General features: G+C 62.8%; 15 protein-coding genes. 14 read left to right on the top strand and 1 reads right to left on the bottom strand.

Annotated elements, in window-relative coordinates; genetic code table 11:
- Positions 1 to 16 precede the first annotated feature (16 nt).
- Genes HJC04_RS04215 through atzF form a run of 7 tightly spaced genes read left to right on the top strand, consistent with a single transcriptional unit; the run spans position 17 to position 9,622 of the window.
- A complete protein-coding gene (locus HJC04_RS04215) occupies positions 17 to 1,090 on the top strand; it encodes a putative urea ABC transporter substrate-binding protein (RefSeq protein WP_210632605.1) in 1,074 nt (357 codons plus the stop codon).
- Between the two features lie 56 nt (positions 1,091 to 1,146).
- Positions 1,147 to 1,965 carry an ABC transporter permease gene (locus tag HJC04_RS04210; protein ID WP_221144922.1) on the top strand — a complete coding sequence of 273 codons (819 nt, stop codon included), beginning with the start codon at positions 1,147 to 1,149 and terminating at the stop codon, positions 1,963 to 1,965.
- Positions 1,962 to 2,786 carry an ABC transporter ATP-binding protein gene (locus HJC04_RS04205; protein WP_210632603.1) on the top strand — a complete coding sequence of 275 codons (825 nt, stop codon included), beginning with the start codon at positions 1,962 to 1,964 and terminating at the stop codon, positions 2,784 to 2,786. The genes HJC04_RS04210 and HJC04_RS04205 overlap by 4 nt, the downstream gene beginning before the upstream one ends.
- The gene (locus tag HJC04_RS04200) at positions 2,783 to 3,604 is read left to right on the top strand and encodes an urea amidolyase associated protein UAAP1 (RefSeq protein ID WP_210632602.1); all 822 of its coding nucleotides are present in this window, start codon (positions 2,783 to 2,785) and stop codon (positions 3,602 to 3,604) included. The genes HJC04_RS04205 and HJC04_RS04200 overlap by 4 nt, the downstream gene beginning before the upstream one ends.
- 10 nt (positions 3,605 to 3,614) lie before the next feature.
- A complete protein-coding gene (locus tag HJC04_RS04195; protein WP_210632601.1) occupies positions 3,615 to 4,265 on the top strand; it encodes an urea amidolyase associated protein UAAP2 in 651 nt (216 codons plus the stop codon).
- Between the two features lie 2 nt (positions 4,266 to 4,267).
- The gene (gene uca, locus HJC04_RS04190; RefSeq protein WP_210632600.1) at positions 4,268 to 7,807 is read left to right on the top strand and encodes an urea carboxylase; all 3,540 of its coding nucleotides are present in this window, start codon (positions 4,268 to 4,270) and stop codon (positions 7,805 to 7,807) included.
- A gap of 3 nt (positions 7,808 to 7,810) precedes the next feature.
- Positions 7,811 to 9,622 (top strand): allophanate hydrolase, encoded by a 1,812-nt coding sequence (atzF, locus tag HJC04_RS04185; RefSeq protein ID WP_210632599.1) that lies wholly within the window; start codon positions 7,811 to 7,813, stop codon positions 9,620 to 9,622.
- 247 nt (positions 9,623 to 9,869) lie between these two features.
- On the opposite strand, the gene HJC04_RS04180 is transcribed toward atzF, so the two are convergent.
- Entirely contained in the window at positions 9,870 to 10,562 is a 693-nt protein-coding gene (locus HJC04_RS04180; RefSeq protein WP_210632598.1) for a GntR family transcriptional regulator, read from the bottom strand.
- 340 nt (positions 10,563 to 10,902) lie between these two features.
- Between HJC04_RS04180 and HJC04_RS04175 the strand changes: the two genes are divergently transcribed.
- The 7 genes from HJC04_RS04175 (at position 10,903) to HJC04_RS04145 (ending at position 17,430) form a co-directional block, all read left to right on the top strand.
- Positions 10,903 to 12,030, top strand: coding sequence for a BMP family ABC transporter substrate-binding protein (locus HJC04_RS04175; RefSeq protein ID WP_210632597.1), 1,128 nt, complete (start codon positions 10,903 to 10,905; stop codon positions 12,028 to 12,030).
- A gap of 21 nt (positions 12,031 to 12,051) precedes the next feature.
- Positions 12,052 to 13,182 (top strand): ABC transporter permease, encoded by a 1,131-nt coding sequence (locus HJC04_RS04170; RefSeq protein WP_210632596.1) that lies wholly within the window; start codon positions 12,052 to 12,054, stop codon positions 13,180 to 13,182.
- Complete coding sequence (locus HJC04_RS04165) at positions 13,182 to 14,108, top strand: ABC transporter permease (protein WP_221145209.1); 927 nt, start codon at positions 13,182 to 13,184, stop codon at positions 14,106 to 14,108. Before HJC04_RS04170 ends, HJC04_RS04165 begins: the two co-directional genes overlap by 1 nt.
- Positions 14,109 to 14,179: 71 nt before the next feature.
- Positions 14,180 to 14,881, top strand: coding sequence for a cysteine hydrolase family protein (locus HJC04_RS04160; protein ID WP_210632594.1), 702 nt, complete (start codon positions 14,180 to 14,182; stop codon positions 14,879 to 14,881).
- A complete protein-coding gene (locus HJC04_RS04155) occupies positions 14,878 to 16,428 on the top strand; it encodes an ABC transporter ATP-binding protein (protein WP_221144920.1) in 1,551 nt (516 codons plus the stop codon). The genes HJC04_RS04160 and HJC04_RS04155 overlap by 4 nt, the downstream gene beginning before the upstream one ends.
- Positions 16,428 to 17,096, top strand: a complete 669-nt coding sequence (locus HJC04_RS04150; protein ID WP_210632592.1) for a cysteine hydrolase family protein — start codon at positions 16,428 to 16,430, stop codon at positions 17,094 to 17,096. Before HJC04_RS04155 ends, HJC04_RS04150 begins: the two co-directional genes overlap by 1 nt.
- A complete protein-coding gene (locus HJC04_RS04145; RefSeq protein WP_210632591.1) occupies positions 17,089 to 17,430 on the top strand; it encodes a cupin domain-containing protein in 342 nt (113 codons plus the stop codon). The genes HJC04_RS04150 and HJC04_RS04145 overlap by 8 nt, the downstream gene beginning before the upstream one ends.
- Positions 17,431 to 17,451: the final 21 nt, after the last annotated feature.

Genomic DNA, 17,451 nt, shown 5'->3' with positions numbered 1-17,451 from the left:
CAGAAGGGGAATTTCAATGCAGACTTTTTCGAAGATTGTTTCCACCACAGCGCTGGCGCTATCGCTGATGCTTGGCCTTGCTTCCGTCGCAGAGGCGGAACAGAAGACGGAATTCAAGGTGGCCTGGTCCATCTATGTCGGCTGGATGCCCTGGGGCTACGCGGCCGACCACGGCATCGTCAAGAAATGGGCCGACAAATACGGCATCAAGATCGAGGTCACCCAATTCAACGACTATGTGGAATCGATGAACCAGTACACGGCCGGCGCCTTCGATGCAGTGACGCTGACCAATATGGATGGGCTGTCGATCCCGGCCGCCGGCGGCGTCGATACGACCGCCGTGATCGTCGGCGACTTTTCCAACGGCAATGACGCCGTGATCCTGAAGGACAAGGCGAGCCTTGCCGATATCAAGGGCCAGAACGTCAATCTCGTCGAATTCTCCGTATCGCACTATCTGCTCGCCCGCGCGCTCGAAAGCATCAAGCTGACGGAACGCGACGTGAAGGTCGTCAACACCTCCGACGCCGACATGGTCGCGGCCTATAAGACGCCTGACGTCACCGCCGTCGTCACCTGGAACCCGCTGGTCTCCACCATCCTCCAAGATCCCTCGGCCAAGAAGGTTTTCGACAGCTCGCAAGTGCCGGGCGAAATCATCGACCTGATGGTCGCCAATAGCGGCGTGCTGAAGGACAATCCGAACTTCGGCAAGGCGCTTGCCGGCATCTGGTACGAGACGGCCGCACTGCTGCGCGCCGACACCGCCGAGGGTAAGGCCGCCCGCGAGGCCATGGGCTCGGCTTCGGGCACCGATCTTTCCGGCTTCGAAGCCCAGCTTGCCGCCACCAAGCTCTTCGACAAGCCGGCTGATGCCGTTGCCTTCACCGCTTCGCCCAGCCTGCCGAAGACCATGGATCTGGTGCGCAACTTCCTCTTCGAGAAGGGTCTGCTCGGCAACGGCGCGCCGTCCGCCGACGTCATCGGCATCGAAATGCCTGACGGCAAGGTGCTGGGCGACGCCGGCAATGTGAAGCTGCGCTTCACCGATGCCTATATGAAGGCCGCCGCCGACGGTTCGCTCTGATCGCAATGGGGCGCGGTCTGCCGCGCTCCCTCCCCTTCATCAGCGGAGCATTTCCCATGCGTTGGATCAACACGAGGCCGAGCCGGGGCGCCCAGTTCGCCTTGACGATGCTGCCCTTCGTGCTGCTCGCCCTTGCCTATGCCTTCGGCTCGGCCGCGCGACTGGCTGATAACGCCAACGACAAGCTTCTGCCGAGCCTTGCCGGCTTTGCCGATGCGATCAACCGTCTGGCCTTCGTCGCCGACCCGCGCACCGGCGAGTTTCTGCTCTGGTCGGACACGGGCGCGAGCCTCATCCGCCTGCTCTCCGGCCTCGGCATCTCGACGGCGACAGCGCTCATCATCGGCATGCTGATCGGCATGCTGCCCTATCTCAGAGCGCTGCTTTCCCCCTTCGTCGCCGTCATCTCCATGGTGCCACCACTGGCGCTGCTGCCGATCCTGTTCATCGTCATGGGTCTCGGAGAGACGTCAAAAATCACCCTTATCGTCATCGGCGTCGCGCCGACGATGATCCGCGATCTGGCGCTGAAGGCGCTGGAATTGCCGCGCGAACAGATCGTCAAGGCCGAGACGCTCGGCGGCTCCTCCTGGCAGATCGGACTGCGCGTCGTGCTGCCGCAAATCCTGCCGCGGTTGATCACTTGCCTCCGACTGCAGCTCGGCCCGGCCTGGCTGTTCCTGATCGCGGCCGAGGCGATCTCGTCGGACTCCGGTCTCGGCTACCGCATCTTCCTCGTCCGCCGCTATCTCTCGATGGATGTCATATTTCCCTATGTCGTCTGGATCACCCTGCTTGCGGTGGTCATGAACGCCCTGCTCGATCGCTTGCGCATCGCCGTCTTCCCCTGGTCCGAACTGGAGAAGCAGGCATGAGCGAGTTGAAGATCGAAAGGGTCTGGAAGGAATATGGCGACCAGATCGTCCTCGAGGATGTGTCACTGACAGTCGCTTCGCGTGCCTTCGTCGCCCTTGTCGGCCCATCAGGCTGCGGCAAGACCACTTTCCTGCGCATGCTGCTCGGCCAGGAGCAACCGACGAAGGGCAAGATCCTGCTCGACGGCGAAGCTCTGCCGGCGGAGCCGGGACCGGATCGCGGCGTCGTCTTCCAGCGTTATTCCGTCTTTCCACACCTGACGGTGCTCGCCAACGTGCTGCTCGGCAGGGAATTTTCCGCCGCGCGCTACAAGGCCAGGCTCTTCGGCGCCGCACGCCGCAGCGCCATCGAGGAAGCACGCCAACTGATTGCCGAAGTCGGGCTCGCCGGTTCGGAGAACAAGTATCCGGCTCAGCTTTCCGGCGGCATGCAGCAGCGCCTGGCGCTCGCCCAGGCGCTTATCATGAAGCCGAAGGTGCTGCTGCTCGATGAACCGTTCGGCGCGCTCGATCCCGGCATCCGCGCCGAGATCCACACGCTGATGAAGCGGCTCTGGCATGAAACGCAGATGACCGTCGTCATGGTCACGCATGACATGCGCGAGGCTTTCACGCTGGCCAACCGCGTCGTCGCCTTCGAACGCCGCCGCGACCGGCCTGAGGAAAAGGAGCGCTACGGCGCCACCATCACCAAGGATATTGCCATCTGGCCGCCGCGCCTTGCCGGCCAGCCATCGATCTTCAGCCCTGACCGGGACGGCCCGGTCGCTTCCCTGGGGCATGGCCGGGACGACCTGGCATCATCAGGAGAGACGCTATGATGCATGTGAGACGCGCCCCCGAAGAAATCGCCTCCAATCGCGCGCGTTACGAGGAGCACCAGAAGAAGGGGCTGGAATTTGCGCCCAAGGTCCTGCCCGGCCCCAGCCCGCTGCCGGCGCCGGCCATCGATGCCGCCGCCGTCATCCACCAGGAGACCATTCCCGGCGGCTGGTACTGGTCGACGAAGCTCTTGCGCGGCGAGGCGATCCGCATCGATCAGGCAGAGGGAAATTCCACGGTGGCGCTCATTGCCTGGAATGCCGGCGATACGAGCGAGCGGATCAATCTCGTCGATACCGCCAAGGTCCAGTGGACGACGGCACTCGGCAAGGGGCGGGTGATTTTTTCCGATATGGGCCGCGTCATGTTCTCGATGATCGAGGATAGTTCCGGCGCCCATGACTGTCTGATGGGCGGCTCGACGGCCACCTCGAATGCCGCGAAATATCCGAGTGAGAAGACACGCAATACCCGTGACAATCTGATCCTCGTCGCCGTCAAGCTCGGCCTCGACAGGCGCGATATTCCCGGCATCCTCAATCTTTTCGCGCCCGTCCGCCTGGCCGAGAGTGGTGGGTTCGGCTGGCAAGGCAAACGCTCCAACAGCGGCGACTATGTCGAACTGCGTGCCGAGATGGACATGCTGGTCGGCTTTTCCACCTGCCCGCATCCGCTCGATCCCGATCCCACCTATCAGCCGAAGCCTGTCGTCATCACGCGCTACAAGGCGGCAATCCCTGCTGCCGACGATCTCTGCCGCACGGCGACGGCCGAAGCCGCGCGCGGTTTCGAAAACAACACCCTGATGCAGGCCTGAGGAGATGACGATGTCCGATTTCATTCAGACCTCCCCTGCCCGCACCCTGCAGAATGTCGCGCAGGATCATTTCATTCCGGCCGAAGCTCCGTGGTCCGGCCTTGTGCGCAAGGGCCAGACGATCCGCATCGAAGACAGTCTTGGCCAGCAGGCGATCGACACGCTCTTCTACCGTGCCGATGATTTCTCCGAGCGCTATTCCAATCAGGATACGATGCGCATGCAGGGTGCTGCCTATATCGGCATCGGCACCAAGATCATGTCGAACGAAGGCAATGTCATGCTGACGATGACGGCCGACAGCTGCGGCCGCCATGACACCTCCGCCGGCGCCTGCTCCTGCGAGAGCAATACGGTGCGCTTCGGTCATGGCACGAAATACCTGCATGCCTGCCGCGACAACTTTGTGCTCGAAGTTTCGAAACACGGCATGGGCAAACGCGACATCGTGCCGAACATCAATTTCTTCATGAACGTGCCGATCAAGCCGAATGGCGAGATGACGATCGTCGACGGCATTTCCGCACCCGGCGACTATGTCGAACTCGTCGCGGAGATGGACGTGCTCTGCGTCATCTCCAACTGCCCGCAGATCAACAATCCCTGCAATGGCTTCGATCCGACGCCGATCCGGGTGCTGATCTGGGACGGCGAGGACTGAGCATGTTCAAGAAAGTCCTGATCGCCAACCGGGGCGAAATCGCCATCCGGGTCATCAAGACGCTGCGACGGATGGGTATTGCCTCTGTCGCCGTCTATTCCGATGCCGACCGCTTCGCCAAGCCTGCGTTGATGGCGGATGAAGCGGTGCGCCTCGGGCCGGCGCCCGCCGGCGAAAGCTACCTCAATGTCGATGCCGTCATTGCCGCCTGCAAGGCGACGGGGGCCGAGGCCGTTCATCCCGGCTACGGCTTCCTGTCGGAAAATATCGGTTTTGCGGAGCGCCTCGCCGCCGAAGGCATCGCCTTCATCGGGCCACGGCCCGAGCACCTCTCTGCCTTCGGGCTGAAGCATACGGCGCGGGAACTCGCGAGGACGAGCGGCGTGCCGCTGCTGCCTGGCACCGGCCTGCTGTCGAGCGCCGATGAAGCGCTCGCTGCGGCAGAAACGATCGGCTATCCCGTCATGCTGAAAAGCACGGCCGGCGGCGGCGGCATCGGCATGCAGCTCTGCGCCGATGCCGAAAGCCTGAAGGCATCCTTCGAAAGCGTGCAGCGCACCGCACGGGCAAGCTTCGGCGATGCGCGCGTCTATATCGAGCGTTTCGTGGCAGAGGCACGGCACGTCGAAGTGCAGATCTTCGGCAACGGCCAAGGCAAGGTCATCGCGCTCGGCGAGCGCGACTGCTCGCTGCAGCGGCGAAACCAGAAGGTGGTCGAGGAAACCCCGGCCCCCGGACTTTCTGCCGCGACCCGCGCCCGCCTGCACAAGGCGGCCATCGACCTTGGTGCTGCCGTCTCCTATGAGTCCGCCGGCACCGTGGAATTCATCTACGATCCCCTGCGCGAGGAATTCTACTTCCTTGAGGTCAATACCCGCCTGCAGGTCGAACATCCCGTCACCGAAGCCGTCTTCGGGATCGATCTGGTCGAATGGATGATCCGTCAGGCGGCGGGCGAGGACGTGCTCTCGAGCGCCGAGGCCCTGCAGCCGAAGGGAGCGGCGATTGAAGTGCGCATCTATGCAGAAATGCCGCATGCCGATTTCCGCCCGAGCGCCGGCCTCCTGACGGAAGTGGCGTTCCCCAGGGACGCACGCATCGACGGCTGGATCGAGACCGGCACGGAGGTCACACCCTTCTACGATCCGATGCTCGCCAAAGTGATTGTGTCAGCCGAGGATCGCCCGGCTGCGATCGAAAAGCTGAAGGCGGCACTTGCGGAAACATCGATATCGGGCATCGAAACCAATCTCGACTATCTCAGGGCCATCGCCAGCTCCGGGCTTCTGGCGAGCGGCAAGGTGGCGACGACGGCGCTACGTGATTTTTCCTTCGTAGCCGATGTCATCGAGGTGATCGCGCCGGGCGCGCAATCGAGCATCCAGGAACTGCCGGGCCGGCTTGGTCTCTGGCATGTCGGCGTGCCGCCGAGCGGGCCGATGGACGAACGTTCCTTCCGCCATGCCAACCGCCTCGTCGGCAATGGCGACATGGTTGCGGCGCTGGAGCTGACGGTCTCCGGTCCGATGCTGAAATTCCATACCGATACGACAGTTGCCCTTGCCGGCGCCGGGATGGCGATGAGCGTCGACGGCGTGAAATTGCCGCATGGCGAGGCCGTCACCATCCGCGCCGGCCAGATCCTCGTCGTCGGCAGCATCGATGGACCGGGGCAGCGGGCTTACCTCGCCGTGGCGGGCGGTTTTGCCGCTCCGGTCGTGCTCGGCTCACGCGCCACCTTCGGGCTCGGGCAGTTCGGCGGCAACGCCACCGGGACGTTGAAGACCGGCCATGTGCTGCATCTTGCCCGTCAGGCGACCGCCGATGCCGCAAAGCCGGCAACCGAGCCTGCGGAACTGACGCGCGAGTGGGATGTCGGCGTTGTCTATGGTCCACATGGCGCGCCTGATTTCTTCCAGCACGGCGATATCGAGACGCTGTTCTCGACAAATTACGAGGTGCATTTCAACAGCGCCCGCACCGGCGTTCGTCTCATCGGCCCGGCACCGAAATGGGCGCGCAGCGATGGCGGCGAGGCTGGTCTCCATCCCTCGAACCTGCATGACAATGCCTATGCAATCGGCGCGATCGATTTCACCGGCGACATGCCGATCATTCTCGGGCCTGACGGCCCGAGCCTCGGCGGCTTCGTCTGCCCGGCGGTCATTGCGCGCGACGAACAGTGGAAAATGGGCCAGTTCAAGCCGGGCGATCGCATCCGCTTTCATCCCGTCACGCGATCGGATGATCCGATTGCCGGCCCGGTCGTGCATCGGGCGAAGGAAGAAATGGGCTCACCTGTGATCGGCAAGAGTGACGACGGGCCTGTCTCCGTCGTCTATCGCCGCCAGGGCGATGACAATCTGCTGGTTGAGTACGGACCGATGACGCTCGATATCGCTCTGCGGCTGAGAGTGCACCTGCTGATGCAGGCCGTCTCGCAGGCCCGTCTGCCCGGCATCGTCGATCTCACACCCGGCATCCGTTCGCTACAGATCCATTATGACGGCACGACGCTGACCCGCAAACGCCTGCTTGGCCTGCTGGCCGAAATCGAAGCAAGTCTGCCGGCGGCCCAGGACGTCACCGTGCCGAGTCGCATCGTGCATCTGCCGCTTTCCTGGAACGATCCGGATGCGGAACTTGCCATGCGCAAATATCAGGAACTCGTGCGGCCGAATGCGCCCTGGTGCCCTGACAACATCGAGTTCATCCGCCGCATCAACGGGCTGACCGACGAACAGGCCGTGCGCGACATCGTCTTCGACGCCAGCTATCTTGTGCTCGGTCTCGGCGACGTCTATCTCGGCGCGCCGGTGGCGACCCCCGTCGATCCGCGCCACCGGCTGGTGACGACGAAGTACAATCCGGCCCGTACATGGACGCCGGAAAATGCCGTCGGCATCGGCGGGGCCTATATGTGCATCTACGGCATGGAAGGTCCTGGCGGCTATCAGCTGTTCGGTCGCACAATCCAGGTGTGGAACACCTGGCGGCAGACGCCGGTCTTTGCCAGGGGCAAGCCGTGGCTGCTCGATTTCTTCGATCAGATCCGCTTCTTTCCGGCCAGCCATCAGGAATTGGCGGAGGCCCGCAGCGCCTTTCCGCATGGCGGTTATCCCGTCAAGATCGAGGAGACGGAATTTTCCTACGCCGCCTATGAGCAGGAATTGCAGGCAAATGCCGCCTCGATTGCGACCTTCAAGATGCGCCAGCAGGCCGCCTTCGACGCCGAACGCCAGCGCTGGAAGGCGGCGGGTCTCGACAGCTTCGTTACCGACGAAGGCGCCGGCGAAAGCCCGGATGGGGACATTCCCCAAGGCTGCTTCGGTGTCGCCAGCGCCGTGCCCGGCAATATCTGGAAACTGCTGGTCGAGCCGGGCGCACCGGTCGCGACCGGCGACACGCTTGCCATCATCGAATCCATGAAAATGGAAATCAACGTCACCGCACATGCGCCAGGCCGTGTCCGCGACCTGCGCGCCGGGCCCGGACGAAACGTCAAAGCGGGCGATATCATTGTTGTTCTGGAGGAGTGCTGACCCATGCTGCCGACCATTCTTGATCTGACCAGCCTTCGCGCAGCCTATGAGGCAGGCAAAAGCCCGCTCGATATTATCGAGATCGTCATTGCCCGTCGCAATGACGCGACGGATCCCGCTATCTTCATCACCCCGACGCCTGACGAAGCGCTGCGCGCCGAAGCACGCGCTCTGATGGAACGGGCGCCTGAGCCGAACAGCCTGCCGCTCTGGGGCATTCCCTTCGCGGTAAAGGACAATATCGACGTGACGGGCCTGCCGACGACAGCTGCCTGCCCTGCCTTTTCCTACCAGCCGGAGACGGACGCTACCGTCGTTGCGCGGCTGCGGGCCGCAGGCGCAATCGTCATCGGCAAGACCAATCTCGACCAGTTTGCCACCGGCCTCAACGGCACGCGTTCGCCCTATGGAGTGCCGCGCTCGGTCTTCGACAAGGACTATGTGTCGGGCGGCTCGAGCTCCGGCTCGGCGGTTGCCGTCGCCTCGGGCCTGGCGAGCTTCGCGCTCGGCACGGACACGGCCGGCTCCGGGCGTGTGCCGGCGGCCTTCAACAATCTGGTCGGCATCAAACCGACGCCGGGACTGGTGCCGAATGTCGGCGTCGTGCCTGCCTGCCGCAGCGTCGATGTCGTCACCGTCTTTGCTGCAACGGTCGGCGACGGCGTCGCGATCCGCAAGGTGATGGAGGGCTACGATGCCGCCGATCCGTTCTCGCGCAAGGCCGTTCCAGCCAGCCTGCCCACCTCCGGGTTGCGGATCGGTGTGCTCGACGGAGCCGAGCGGGAATTCTTCGGCAACAGCCACGTCGAGGCTCTCTATGACGCCGCAATCGAACGGGCACGCGCCCTCGGCGCCACCATCGTTGCCTTCGACTACGCGCCGTTCCGGCAGGCAGCCGAACTGCTCTATAACGGCCCCTGGGTCGCCGAACGGCTGGCGGCGGTGAAGGATTTTCTTGCCACCAATGCCGCCGACTTCGACCCGACGGTTCGCACCATCATCGAGGGCGCGAAAGCCTATGACGCGGTCGCCGCCTTCGAAGGCCGGTACAAGCTCGAAGCGCTGCGACAGAAGACCGGGAAGGAATGGGAAAAGGCTGATATCCTGATGCTGCCGACTTCGCCGACGACCTACACGGTCGAAGAAATGATGGCGGATCCCATTGTGAAAAACGGCCATTTCGGCCGTTACACCAATTTCGTCAATCTGCTCGATTGCGCGGCGATTGCCGTTCCAGCCGGCTTCGACGCCGACGGTCATCTCCCCGCCGGCGTGACTCTGATCGGCCCCGCCTTCACCGATGACGCAGTGGCCTCCTTCGCCGACGCCATGCACCGGGCGGCGAACGCGGGAATGGGCATGGACCGTCTGTCGGCGATTCCCGAGGCGAGCCGCGTGGCGCCGGCCGATGACGGCTTGGTGCCGATCGTCGTCGTCGGGGCACATTTGACCGGCATGCCTCTCAACCATGAACTGACGCGACCGGGCGGCAGGCGCATCAAATCCTGCCGTACTGCACCGGATTATCGCCTCTTCGTTCTGCCCGGTACCGTCCCGCCGAAGCCAGGCCTGGTCCGCGAACCCGGTTTCGACGGCAAGGGCCTCGAAGTCGAGGTTTGGAAGGTCACTCCGGAAACTTTCGGGCGCTTTGTGCAGAACATCCCGGCCCCGCTCGGAATCGGCAAGGTAGCGCTCGATGACGGTTCCCAAATTTCCGGTTTTCTCTGCGAGGCTCACGCCATCGAAGGCGCGCGCGAAATCACCGAATTGGGAGGCTGGCGCGCCTACGTCGCAGATCAAATGACAAGAGCATGAAGCATTGTCTCAAAAAAATCCTGCTGGCGATACTTGCTGGCCTTGAGGCACGAAGCGCCTCAAGGCGGCTCGGCCACCACAGGATTACCGGACGAGGTGAGACCGAGACGATATAGGACCTGTCATATTTGCGTCGACGCCTGAGGACGATCGTAAACAAGAAGTTCGCTGCGTTGCGGACAAAGGGCGGCTGCCGCAGTTGCGGCCGCCATGGCTTGAGCCTAGTCGCAGATGCCCCTGCAAGACTTCAGGTGCCGCGCGCGCTCGGCTCCTCGGTTGTTGCAAACACCGCGCTCGCATCGCTGACCATCTCCACATGGGAATAGGCTGCCTGTGCGGCAGCGATGCCGTCCGCTCGCATGACTGCCATCACGATCCGACCGTGTTCCTCGTAGGACTTTGCCAAGCGACCGGGCAGCCGAAACTGCGCCCGTCGAAATGGGGCGAGCCGTGCGCGTGTCTGCGTCACCATTTCAAAGATATGATCATTATGCGCCCCGCGGTAAAGGCGGGTGTGGAATTCCGTGTTATGCGCCGAATATTCCTCTTGCGCGCCGGCATGCACGAGCCTCATTGAGGCCTTATGCTCCAACTCCAGCGTGCGCCGCTCGTCGACTGTCATACGTTCGGCCGAGAGCCTGGCGCAGATCGCTTCGAGTTCCGCCATCGCCTCGAACATGGAATGAAGATAGGTTTCGGTCACCGTGGTGACGACGGCGCTGCGGTTCGGCTCGCGGTCGACAAGCCCCATCGCCCCGAGCTCACGGAGCGCCTCGCGCACCGGAGTGCGCGACACTTCAAAACGAGCAGCAAGCGAGACTTCATCAAGCTTCTCGCCCGGCAGCATCTGCCCGGTCACGATCATGTCGGCAATCGCCCGCACCATCTGCTCGACGGTCGTCCCTGCCCTGATGATTTCTCTGCGCCTGACTTGCTTCAAGGACCGATTCTGCATTGTTGAGGTTGCATACACATGCCCGCTCAAGCCGGCAAAGTCAAACAGCAGTATATATTATTGATGTAACTGGAAAAAATGCATTTTGCCCTGCCGGCCTAGTCAGCTCTTGAAGTCCAACGGTACGGACATCGGACGATTTTATAGGCCCTGCATATTTTTCATCCAATTTCGAGATGAAATTGCATGCACTTCTCCGACGTTAGTCGGCGAAAGAAGAATTTCGATCATAAAATCAATGCGATAAAATCTGGCATGACCATTGCATACACTTTTCTGTAACCAATTTTGAAAACGGCAGAACCGCCGTCAGGGGAGCATTCCGATGACCAGACTCCTTTCCATGAAACGCCGCCACTTCCTTCAGGCTTCCGCTGCCGCCACCCTCGTCGGCGCGGCGCCCGGTCTCCTCTCGTCGCGCGCATTTGCGCAGACGGCTCTCACCGTCGGCTTCGTCTATGTCGGTCCCAAGGATGACTATGGCTACAATCAGGCGCATGCCGAGGGTGCTGCGGCCGTCAAGGCGTTGCCTGGGATGACCGTCGTCGAAGAAGAGAACGTGCCCGAGACGGTCGACGTTCAGAAGACGATGGAATCGATGATCAATCTCGATGGCGCCACCCTGCTCTTCCCGACCTCCTTCGGCTATTTCGATCCGCATATGCTGGCGATGGCCGCCAAATATCCCGATATCCAGTTCCGCCATTGCGGCGGGTTATGGCAGGAGGGCAAGCACCCGGCCAATACCGGCTCCTATTTCGGTTATATTTTCCAGGGGCAGTATCTGAATGGCATCGCTGCCGGCCATGCGACGAAGAGCAAGAAGATCGGCTTCGTCGCGGCCAAGCCGATCCCACAGGTGCTGCAGAACATCAACGCCTTCCTGCTCGGCGCACGCGCAGTCGATCCGACCATCACCTGCCAGGTGATCTTCACCGGCGAATGGTCGCTTGCGGTCAAGGAGGCGGAAGCCACCAACGCTCTGGTCGATCAGGGCGCGGACGTCATCACCTGCCATGTCGACAGTCCGAAGGTGGTCGTCGAAACCGCCGCCGGCCGCGGCGCCTTCGTCTGCGGCTACCACGCCAATCAGAGCCCGCTTGCGCCCGAGAAATACCTCACGGGCGCTGAATGGGCCTGGGGCAATGTCTATAGCGATTTCGTCAAGAAGGCGCAGGCCGGCGAAAAGCTCGGCAACTTCGTGCGTGGCGGCCTGAAGGATGGTTTCGTCAAGATGAGCGCGCTCGGCCCCGGCGTTTCCGAGGCGGGCCGCAAGGCATTCGAGGCAACGCATGCCGACATGATGAAGGGCGGCTTCTCGGTCTTCAAGGGGCCGCTGAAGGATAACAAGGGCAACACCGTCGTGACGGCCGACAAGAGCTACGCGGAAGACGCGATCGAGCTCGAAAGCATGAACTATCTGGTCGAGGGTGTCGTCGGGTCCACCGCGTAGACCGCGTGAGGGAGAAGCGCCATGACCGTTCAGGCCAATGATCCCGCAATATCAGTCGCGTCCGGTGAACCAGCCGCGCTGCGTCCCCTGCTCGAATGGACCGCGCGCAGGGCCGAACCTGTGGTCATCGGCCTTGCGGCCATCCTGATCGGGCTCGGGCTCTTCTCCCTCTTCATCCTGGCGATCGGCAAATCGCCGGCCATGCTCTTCCAGCTCATGTATACCGGCGGCTTCGGCAGCTGGTTTTCGGTGCAGAACAGCTTAAGCCGTGCCGCACCCCTTCTCCTGACGGCACTCTGCGTCGCCCTGCCCGCCCGCCTCGGCCTCGTCATCATCGGCGGGGAAGGAGCGGTCGTGCTGGGCGGCGTTGCCGCCGCAGCCATGGCCATGCCGCTTGTCGGCGCGGCCCCCGTGTTTCCCGCTCTTGTTCTGATGGCGATTGCCGCCATGGTCGTCGGCGGCATCTGGATCGGCCTTGCCGGCTTCCTGCGCCATTACCGCGGCGTCAACGAGACCATTTCCTCCTTGCTGCTTTCCTATATCGCCATCGCCCTGATGAATCAGTTCGTCGAGGGGCCGCTCCGCGATCCGGCCAGTCTCAACAAGCCCTCGACCAAGCCGCTGCCGCCCGAATACATGCTCGGCAACATTCCTGGCATGGATGTGCATTGGGGCCTTGTGATCGGCGTCCTCGCCTGCATCCTCTCCTGGATCCTGATCGAGGTGACGAGCTTCGGTTTCGCCGCCCGCATCGCCGGCGGCAATGTGCGCGCCGCCCAGATCCAAGGTTTGCCGGTCGGAAGGCTGATCGCCGGCTTCACCGCGATCGCCGGCAGCTTCGCAGGTCTTGCCGGCATGATCGAGGTCGTGGCCGTCCAGGGTAGCGCCAATGCCTCGCTCGCCGCGGGCTATGGCTTTACCGGCATCCTCGTCGCCTTCCTCGCCCGCCACAATCCGCTGGCGATCATCCCTGTTGCGATCCTGCTCGGGGGCATCGATGCTTCCGGCGGCCTCATCCAGCGCCGCATGGGCCTGCCTGATGCCACGGTGCTGGTGCTGCAGGGCACACTCTTCATCGTCATCCTCTTCTGCGAGACCTTCTACGGGCGCTTCAAGATCTTCAATCCCGACCTCTGGAAAAGGAGCCCATGATGGAAGAGACAGGCATCGGCATCTGGGGCGTGCCGCTCGCGATCCTGGCGGGCGCCATCCGCGTATCAACCCCCTTCATCTTCGTCAGCCTCGGCGAGACGATTACCGAGCGCTCCGGCCGCATCAATCTCGGCCTGGAAGGTACGCTCGTCTTCGGTGCGATGACAGCCTACGCCGTCGCCGTCATGACCAATTCGCCCTGGCTCGGCGTGCTCGCGGCCATGGCGACCGGCGCCATCTTCGGTCTCGTTCACGGCTGGATCTGCAAGTGGCCGAAGGTGAACGACATCGCAATCGGCATCGCTATGATGCAGTTCGGCCTGGGCCTCGCCTTCTTCCTCGGCAAGTCCTTCATTCAGCCTGCAGCGCCGCATCTGCCGTCGATTCCCTTCGGTTTCTGGTCGAGCCTGCCGCAGATTCAGGCAGCGCTGAACATCAACGTGCTCTTCATCCTCGGCGCCTTGCTGGCCTTCACCCTCTGGTGGGCCTTCGGCAATACGCGGCTGGGCCTCATCCTGCGCGTCGTCGGCGACAGCACCGATGCGGCGCGCGCCATGGGCATCAAACCGGATCGGGTGCGCCTGCTGGCCACCGCCGTCGGCGGGTCGCTGGCGGCCATCGGCGGCGCCTATCTCTCGCTTTACTATCCGGGATCGTGGAACGAGGGCATTTCTTCAGGCCAAGGCCTGATGGCCGTCGCACTCGTCATCTTCGCCCGCTGGAACCCGATCGGGTGCTTCCTCGCCGCCCTGCTCTTCGGCGGCGCCGGCGCACTTGGGCCGGCGTTGCAATCGATCGGCGTGACCCAGGGCTACTACCTCTTCTACGCCGCGCCCTACGTGCTCACCCTCGTCATCATGATCGCGACCTCCTCACCGACACGCTCGCTTGCCGGTGCGCCGGGCGCGCTCTCGCTGACGAAGTGAGGAGGGAGCATCTGATGTCCAACCGCGGCATCAAAACATTCAAACTTGCGGGTGAATAGGAGAAGAAGACGATGGACGCCATGGTCGAGACCAAAGGACATTATATCGACGCTGATCCCTATCCCTGGCCCTATAACGGCGCCCTGCGCCCGGACAATACGGCCCTCATCATCATCGACATGCAGACCGATTTCTGCGGCAAGGGCGGCTATGTCGACCACATGGGTTACGACCTGTCGCTGGTTCAGGCGCCCATCGAGCCGATCAGACGGGTTTTGGCCGCCATGCGCGCCAAGGGCTATCACATCATCCACACCCGCGAGGGCCATCGCCCTGATCTCGCCGATCTGCCGGCCAACAAGCGCTGGCGCTCACAACGCATCGGCGCAGGCATCGGCGATCCAGGCCCGTGCGGGCGCATCCTCACACGCGGCGAACCCGGCTGGGACATCATCCCGGAACTCTACCCGATCGAAGGCGAGACGATCATCGACAAGCCCGGCAAGGGCTCGTTTTGCGCCACCGACCTGGAGCTGATCCTCAACCAGAAGCGCGTCGAGAACATCATCCTGACCGGGATCACGACCGACGTCTGCGTTTCCACGACGATGCGCGAGGCGAACGACCGCGGCTTCGAATGCCTGCTGCTGGAAGACTGCTGCGGGGCGACCGATTACGGCAATCATCTCGCCGCCATCAAGATGGTGAAGATGCAGGGCGGCGTCTTCGGCTCCGTCTCCAATTCCGAAACGTTCGTGAGCCAGCAGCCATGAGCACAATCCGCGACACGCCCCTTCCGCAGGCCGGCAAGGCCGTCGGCATCGACACCATGGATATGACGATGCGCTTCGGCAGCTTCACCGCGCTTGACCATGTCTCGATCAAGGTCCCCGCCGGCAGCTTCCATGCCCTGCTCGGCGAGAACGGCGCCGGCAAGTCGACGCTCGTCAAATGCATCATGGGTTTCTATCATGCAACATCGGGTTCGCTCTCCGTTGATGGTCGCGAAGTGGCGATTGCCTCGCCCAGGGATGCGGCGACCTATGGGCTCGGCATGGTCTATCAGCACTTCACGCTGGTCCCCTCGCTGACGGGTGCCGAAAACCTCGTCATCAGCCGCGCTGAAGTCCCTGCCATCCTCAACTGGGCGAAGGAGCGGGAGGATCTCGCCGCCTTCATGGAGCGCATGCCCTTCCAGATCCCGCTCGACCGGCCGGTGAGCGAACTGGCCGCCGGCGAGAAGCAGAAGCTCGAAATCGTCAAGCAGCTCTATCTCGGCCGCTCCTTTCTCGTCCTCGACGAGCCGACCTCGGTGCTGACGCCCGCGGAAGCCGACGAGATGCTCGGCCTCGTGCGCGGGATGACGGAGCGAGGCGAACTGACCGTGCTGATGATCTCCCACAAGTTCCACGAGGTGACGAAATTTGCCGATGCCGTCTCGATCCTGCGGCGCGGCAAGCTGGTCGGCACAGGCATGGTCGGCGAACTCTCCACGGCCGAGATGGCGACGATGATGATCGGCGACGTCAAGCTCGCCGAGCTCGACAGCCGCGTTCCCACCCCGCAGGGCGCCAAGCCGGTCCTCAAGCTCGAGCAGGTCAAGGCGGCCGACCGCTCGGGGCACAAGACCATCGAAATCGACGAACTCATGGTCCGCTCCGGCGAGATCGTCGGAATCGCCGGAATATCAGGCAATGGCCAAAAGGAATTGACCGAAATCCTCGCCGGCCAGCGCCCGACGGAGACCGGCCGCGTTATCGTCAACGGCGACGCCTACCGCGCGTCACGGCCGGAGACGCGCAAGAACAATGTCCGTTTTATTCCCGAGGAGCCGCTGCAGAACGCCTGCGCGCCGCGCATGACGGTCAGCGAAAATCTCGCCTTTCGGACCTTCGATCTCAAGACCGACGGCAAGGACGCGGTCTGGCTGAACAAGGGCAAGATGAGGAAGCGCGCCGCGGCGCTGATTTCCGACTTTAAGGTGAAGACAGCCTCGTCTGCCTCGCCGATCGCGGCACTTTCCGGCGGCAATGTGCAGCGCGCCGTGCTTGCCCGCGAACTCACAGGCAAGGTGGATCTGCTGATCGTCTCGAACCCGTGTTTCGGCCTCGATTTCTCCGCCGTCGCCGAAATCCGCGCCCGCATCATGAAGGCGCGAAATTCGGGCGCGGCCGTGTTGCTGCTCTCCGAGGACCTCGACGAGCTGCTCGAGATGTCCGATCGCATCATGGTGATTTCGGAAGGCAAGCTGGTCTACGAAACGCCGGCCCGCTCAGCCGATATCGGCATGATCGGCGCCCACATGGCGGGGCATCACTGATGGCTGAGATCAAGGCAGAACCCTTCGCCTTTCCGGTGAAGCACGACCAGCTCGCGCTTATTGTCATCGACATGCAGCGAGACTTCGCCGAGCCCGGCGGCTTCGGCGCAAGCCTCGGCAACGACGTCAGTCGCATCACCAGGATCGTGCCCGATGTCAAACGACTCATCCAGGGCTTTCGTTATGCCGGGCTGCCGGTCATTCACACGATGGAATGCCATAGGCCGGATCTTTCGGATCTGCCGCCGGCCAAACGCGACCGCGGCAATCCCACACTCAGGATCGGCGACGAAGGCCCCATGGGCCGCATTTTGATCTCCGGCGAGCCCGGCACAGCAATTCTGCCGGAGCTTGCTCCGATCAAAGGCGAGGTCGTCATCGAAAAACCGGGCAAGGGCGCCTTCTATGCGACCGAGCTCGACGAAGTGCTGCAGCAGAAGGGTATCAAACAGCTGGTTTTCGCAGGTGTGACGACCGAAGTCTGCGTGCAGACCACCATGCGCGAGGCGAACGACCGCGGCTATGAATGCCTGCTCGCCGAGCAGGCTACGGAAAGCTATTTTCCGGAGTTCAAGGCCGCAGCCATCGCCATGATCCGCGCCCAGGGTGCAATCGTCGGCTGGACGGCCCATGTCGACGCCATTTTGGAAAGCATCGCCCATGCCTGAAACCACCCGCGAATTGCTGACCTCGGGCGGTTGGAGGGATCTGGAGTTCGGACCCTTCCGCGATCAGGTGACGATCCACTGGATCCGACCCTTTGAGGACGATCAGCCAGGAGTAGCGCTCCTGAAATATGAAGCCGGCGCCGGCGTTCCCCGCCATCGGCATGAGGGGCTGGAAACCATTCTCGTGCTCGACGGAGTGCAATCGGATGAAGCGGGCGACTACGGCCGCGGCAGCTACATCGTCAACGCCCCCGGCACCGAGCATTCGGTCTGGAGCGAAACCGGCTGCGTCGTCCTCATCCAGTGGGACCGGCCCGTCAGAATACTGGAATAGAAAACAGTATGAGGCAACCGA

The organism is Rhizobium sp. NLR8a, assembly GCF_019685235.1.
Classification (GTDB): domain Bacteria; phylum Pseudomonadota; class Alphaproteobacteria; order Rhizobiales; family Rhizobiaceae; genus Rhizobium.
This window is presented reverse-complemented; position numbering and strand designations above follow the sequence as displayed.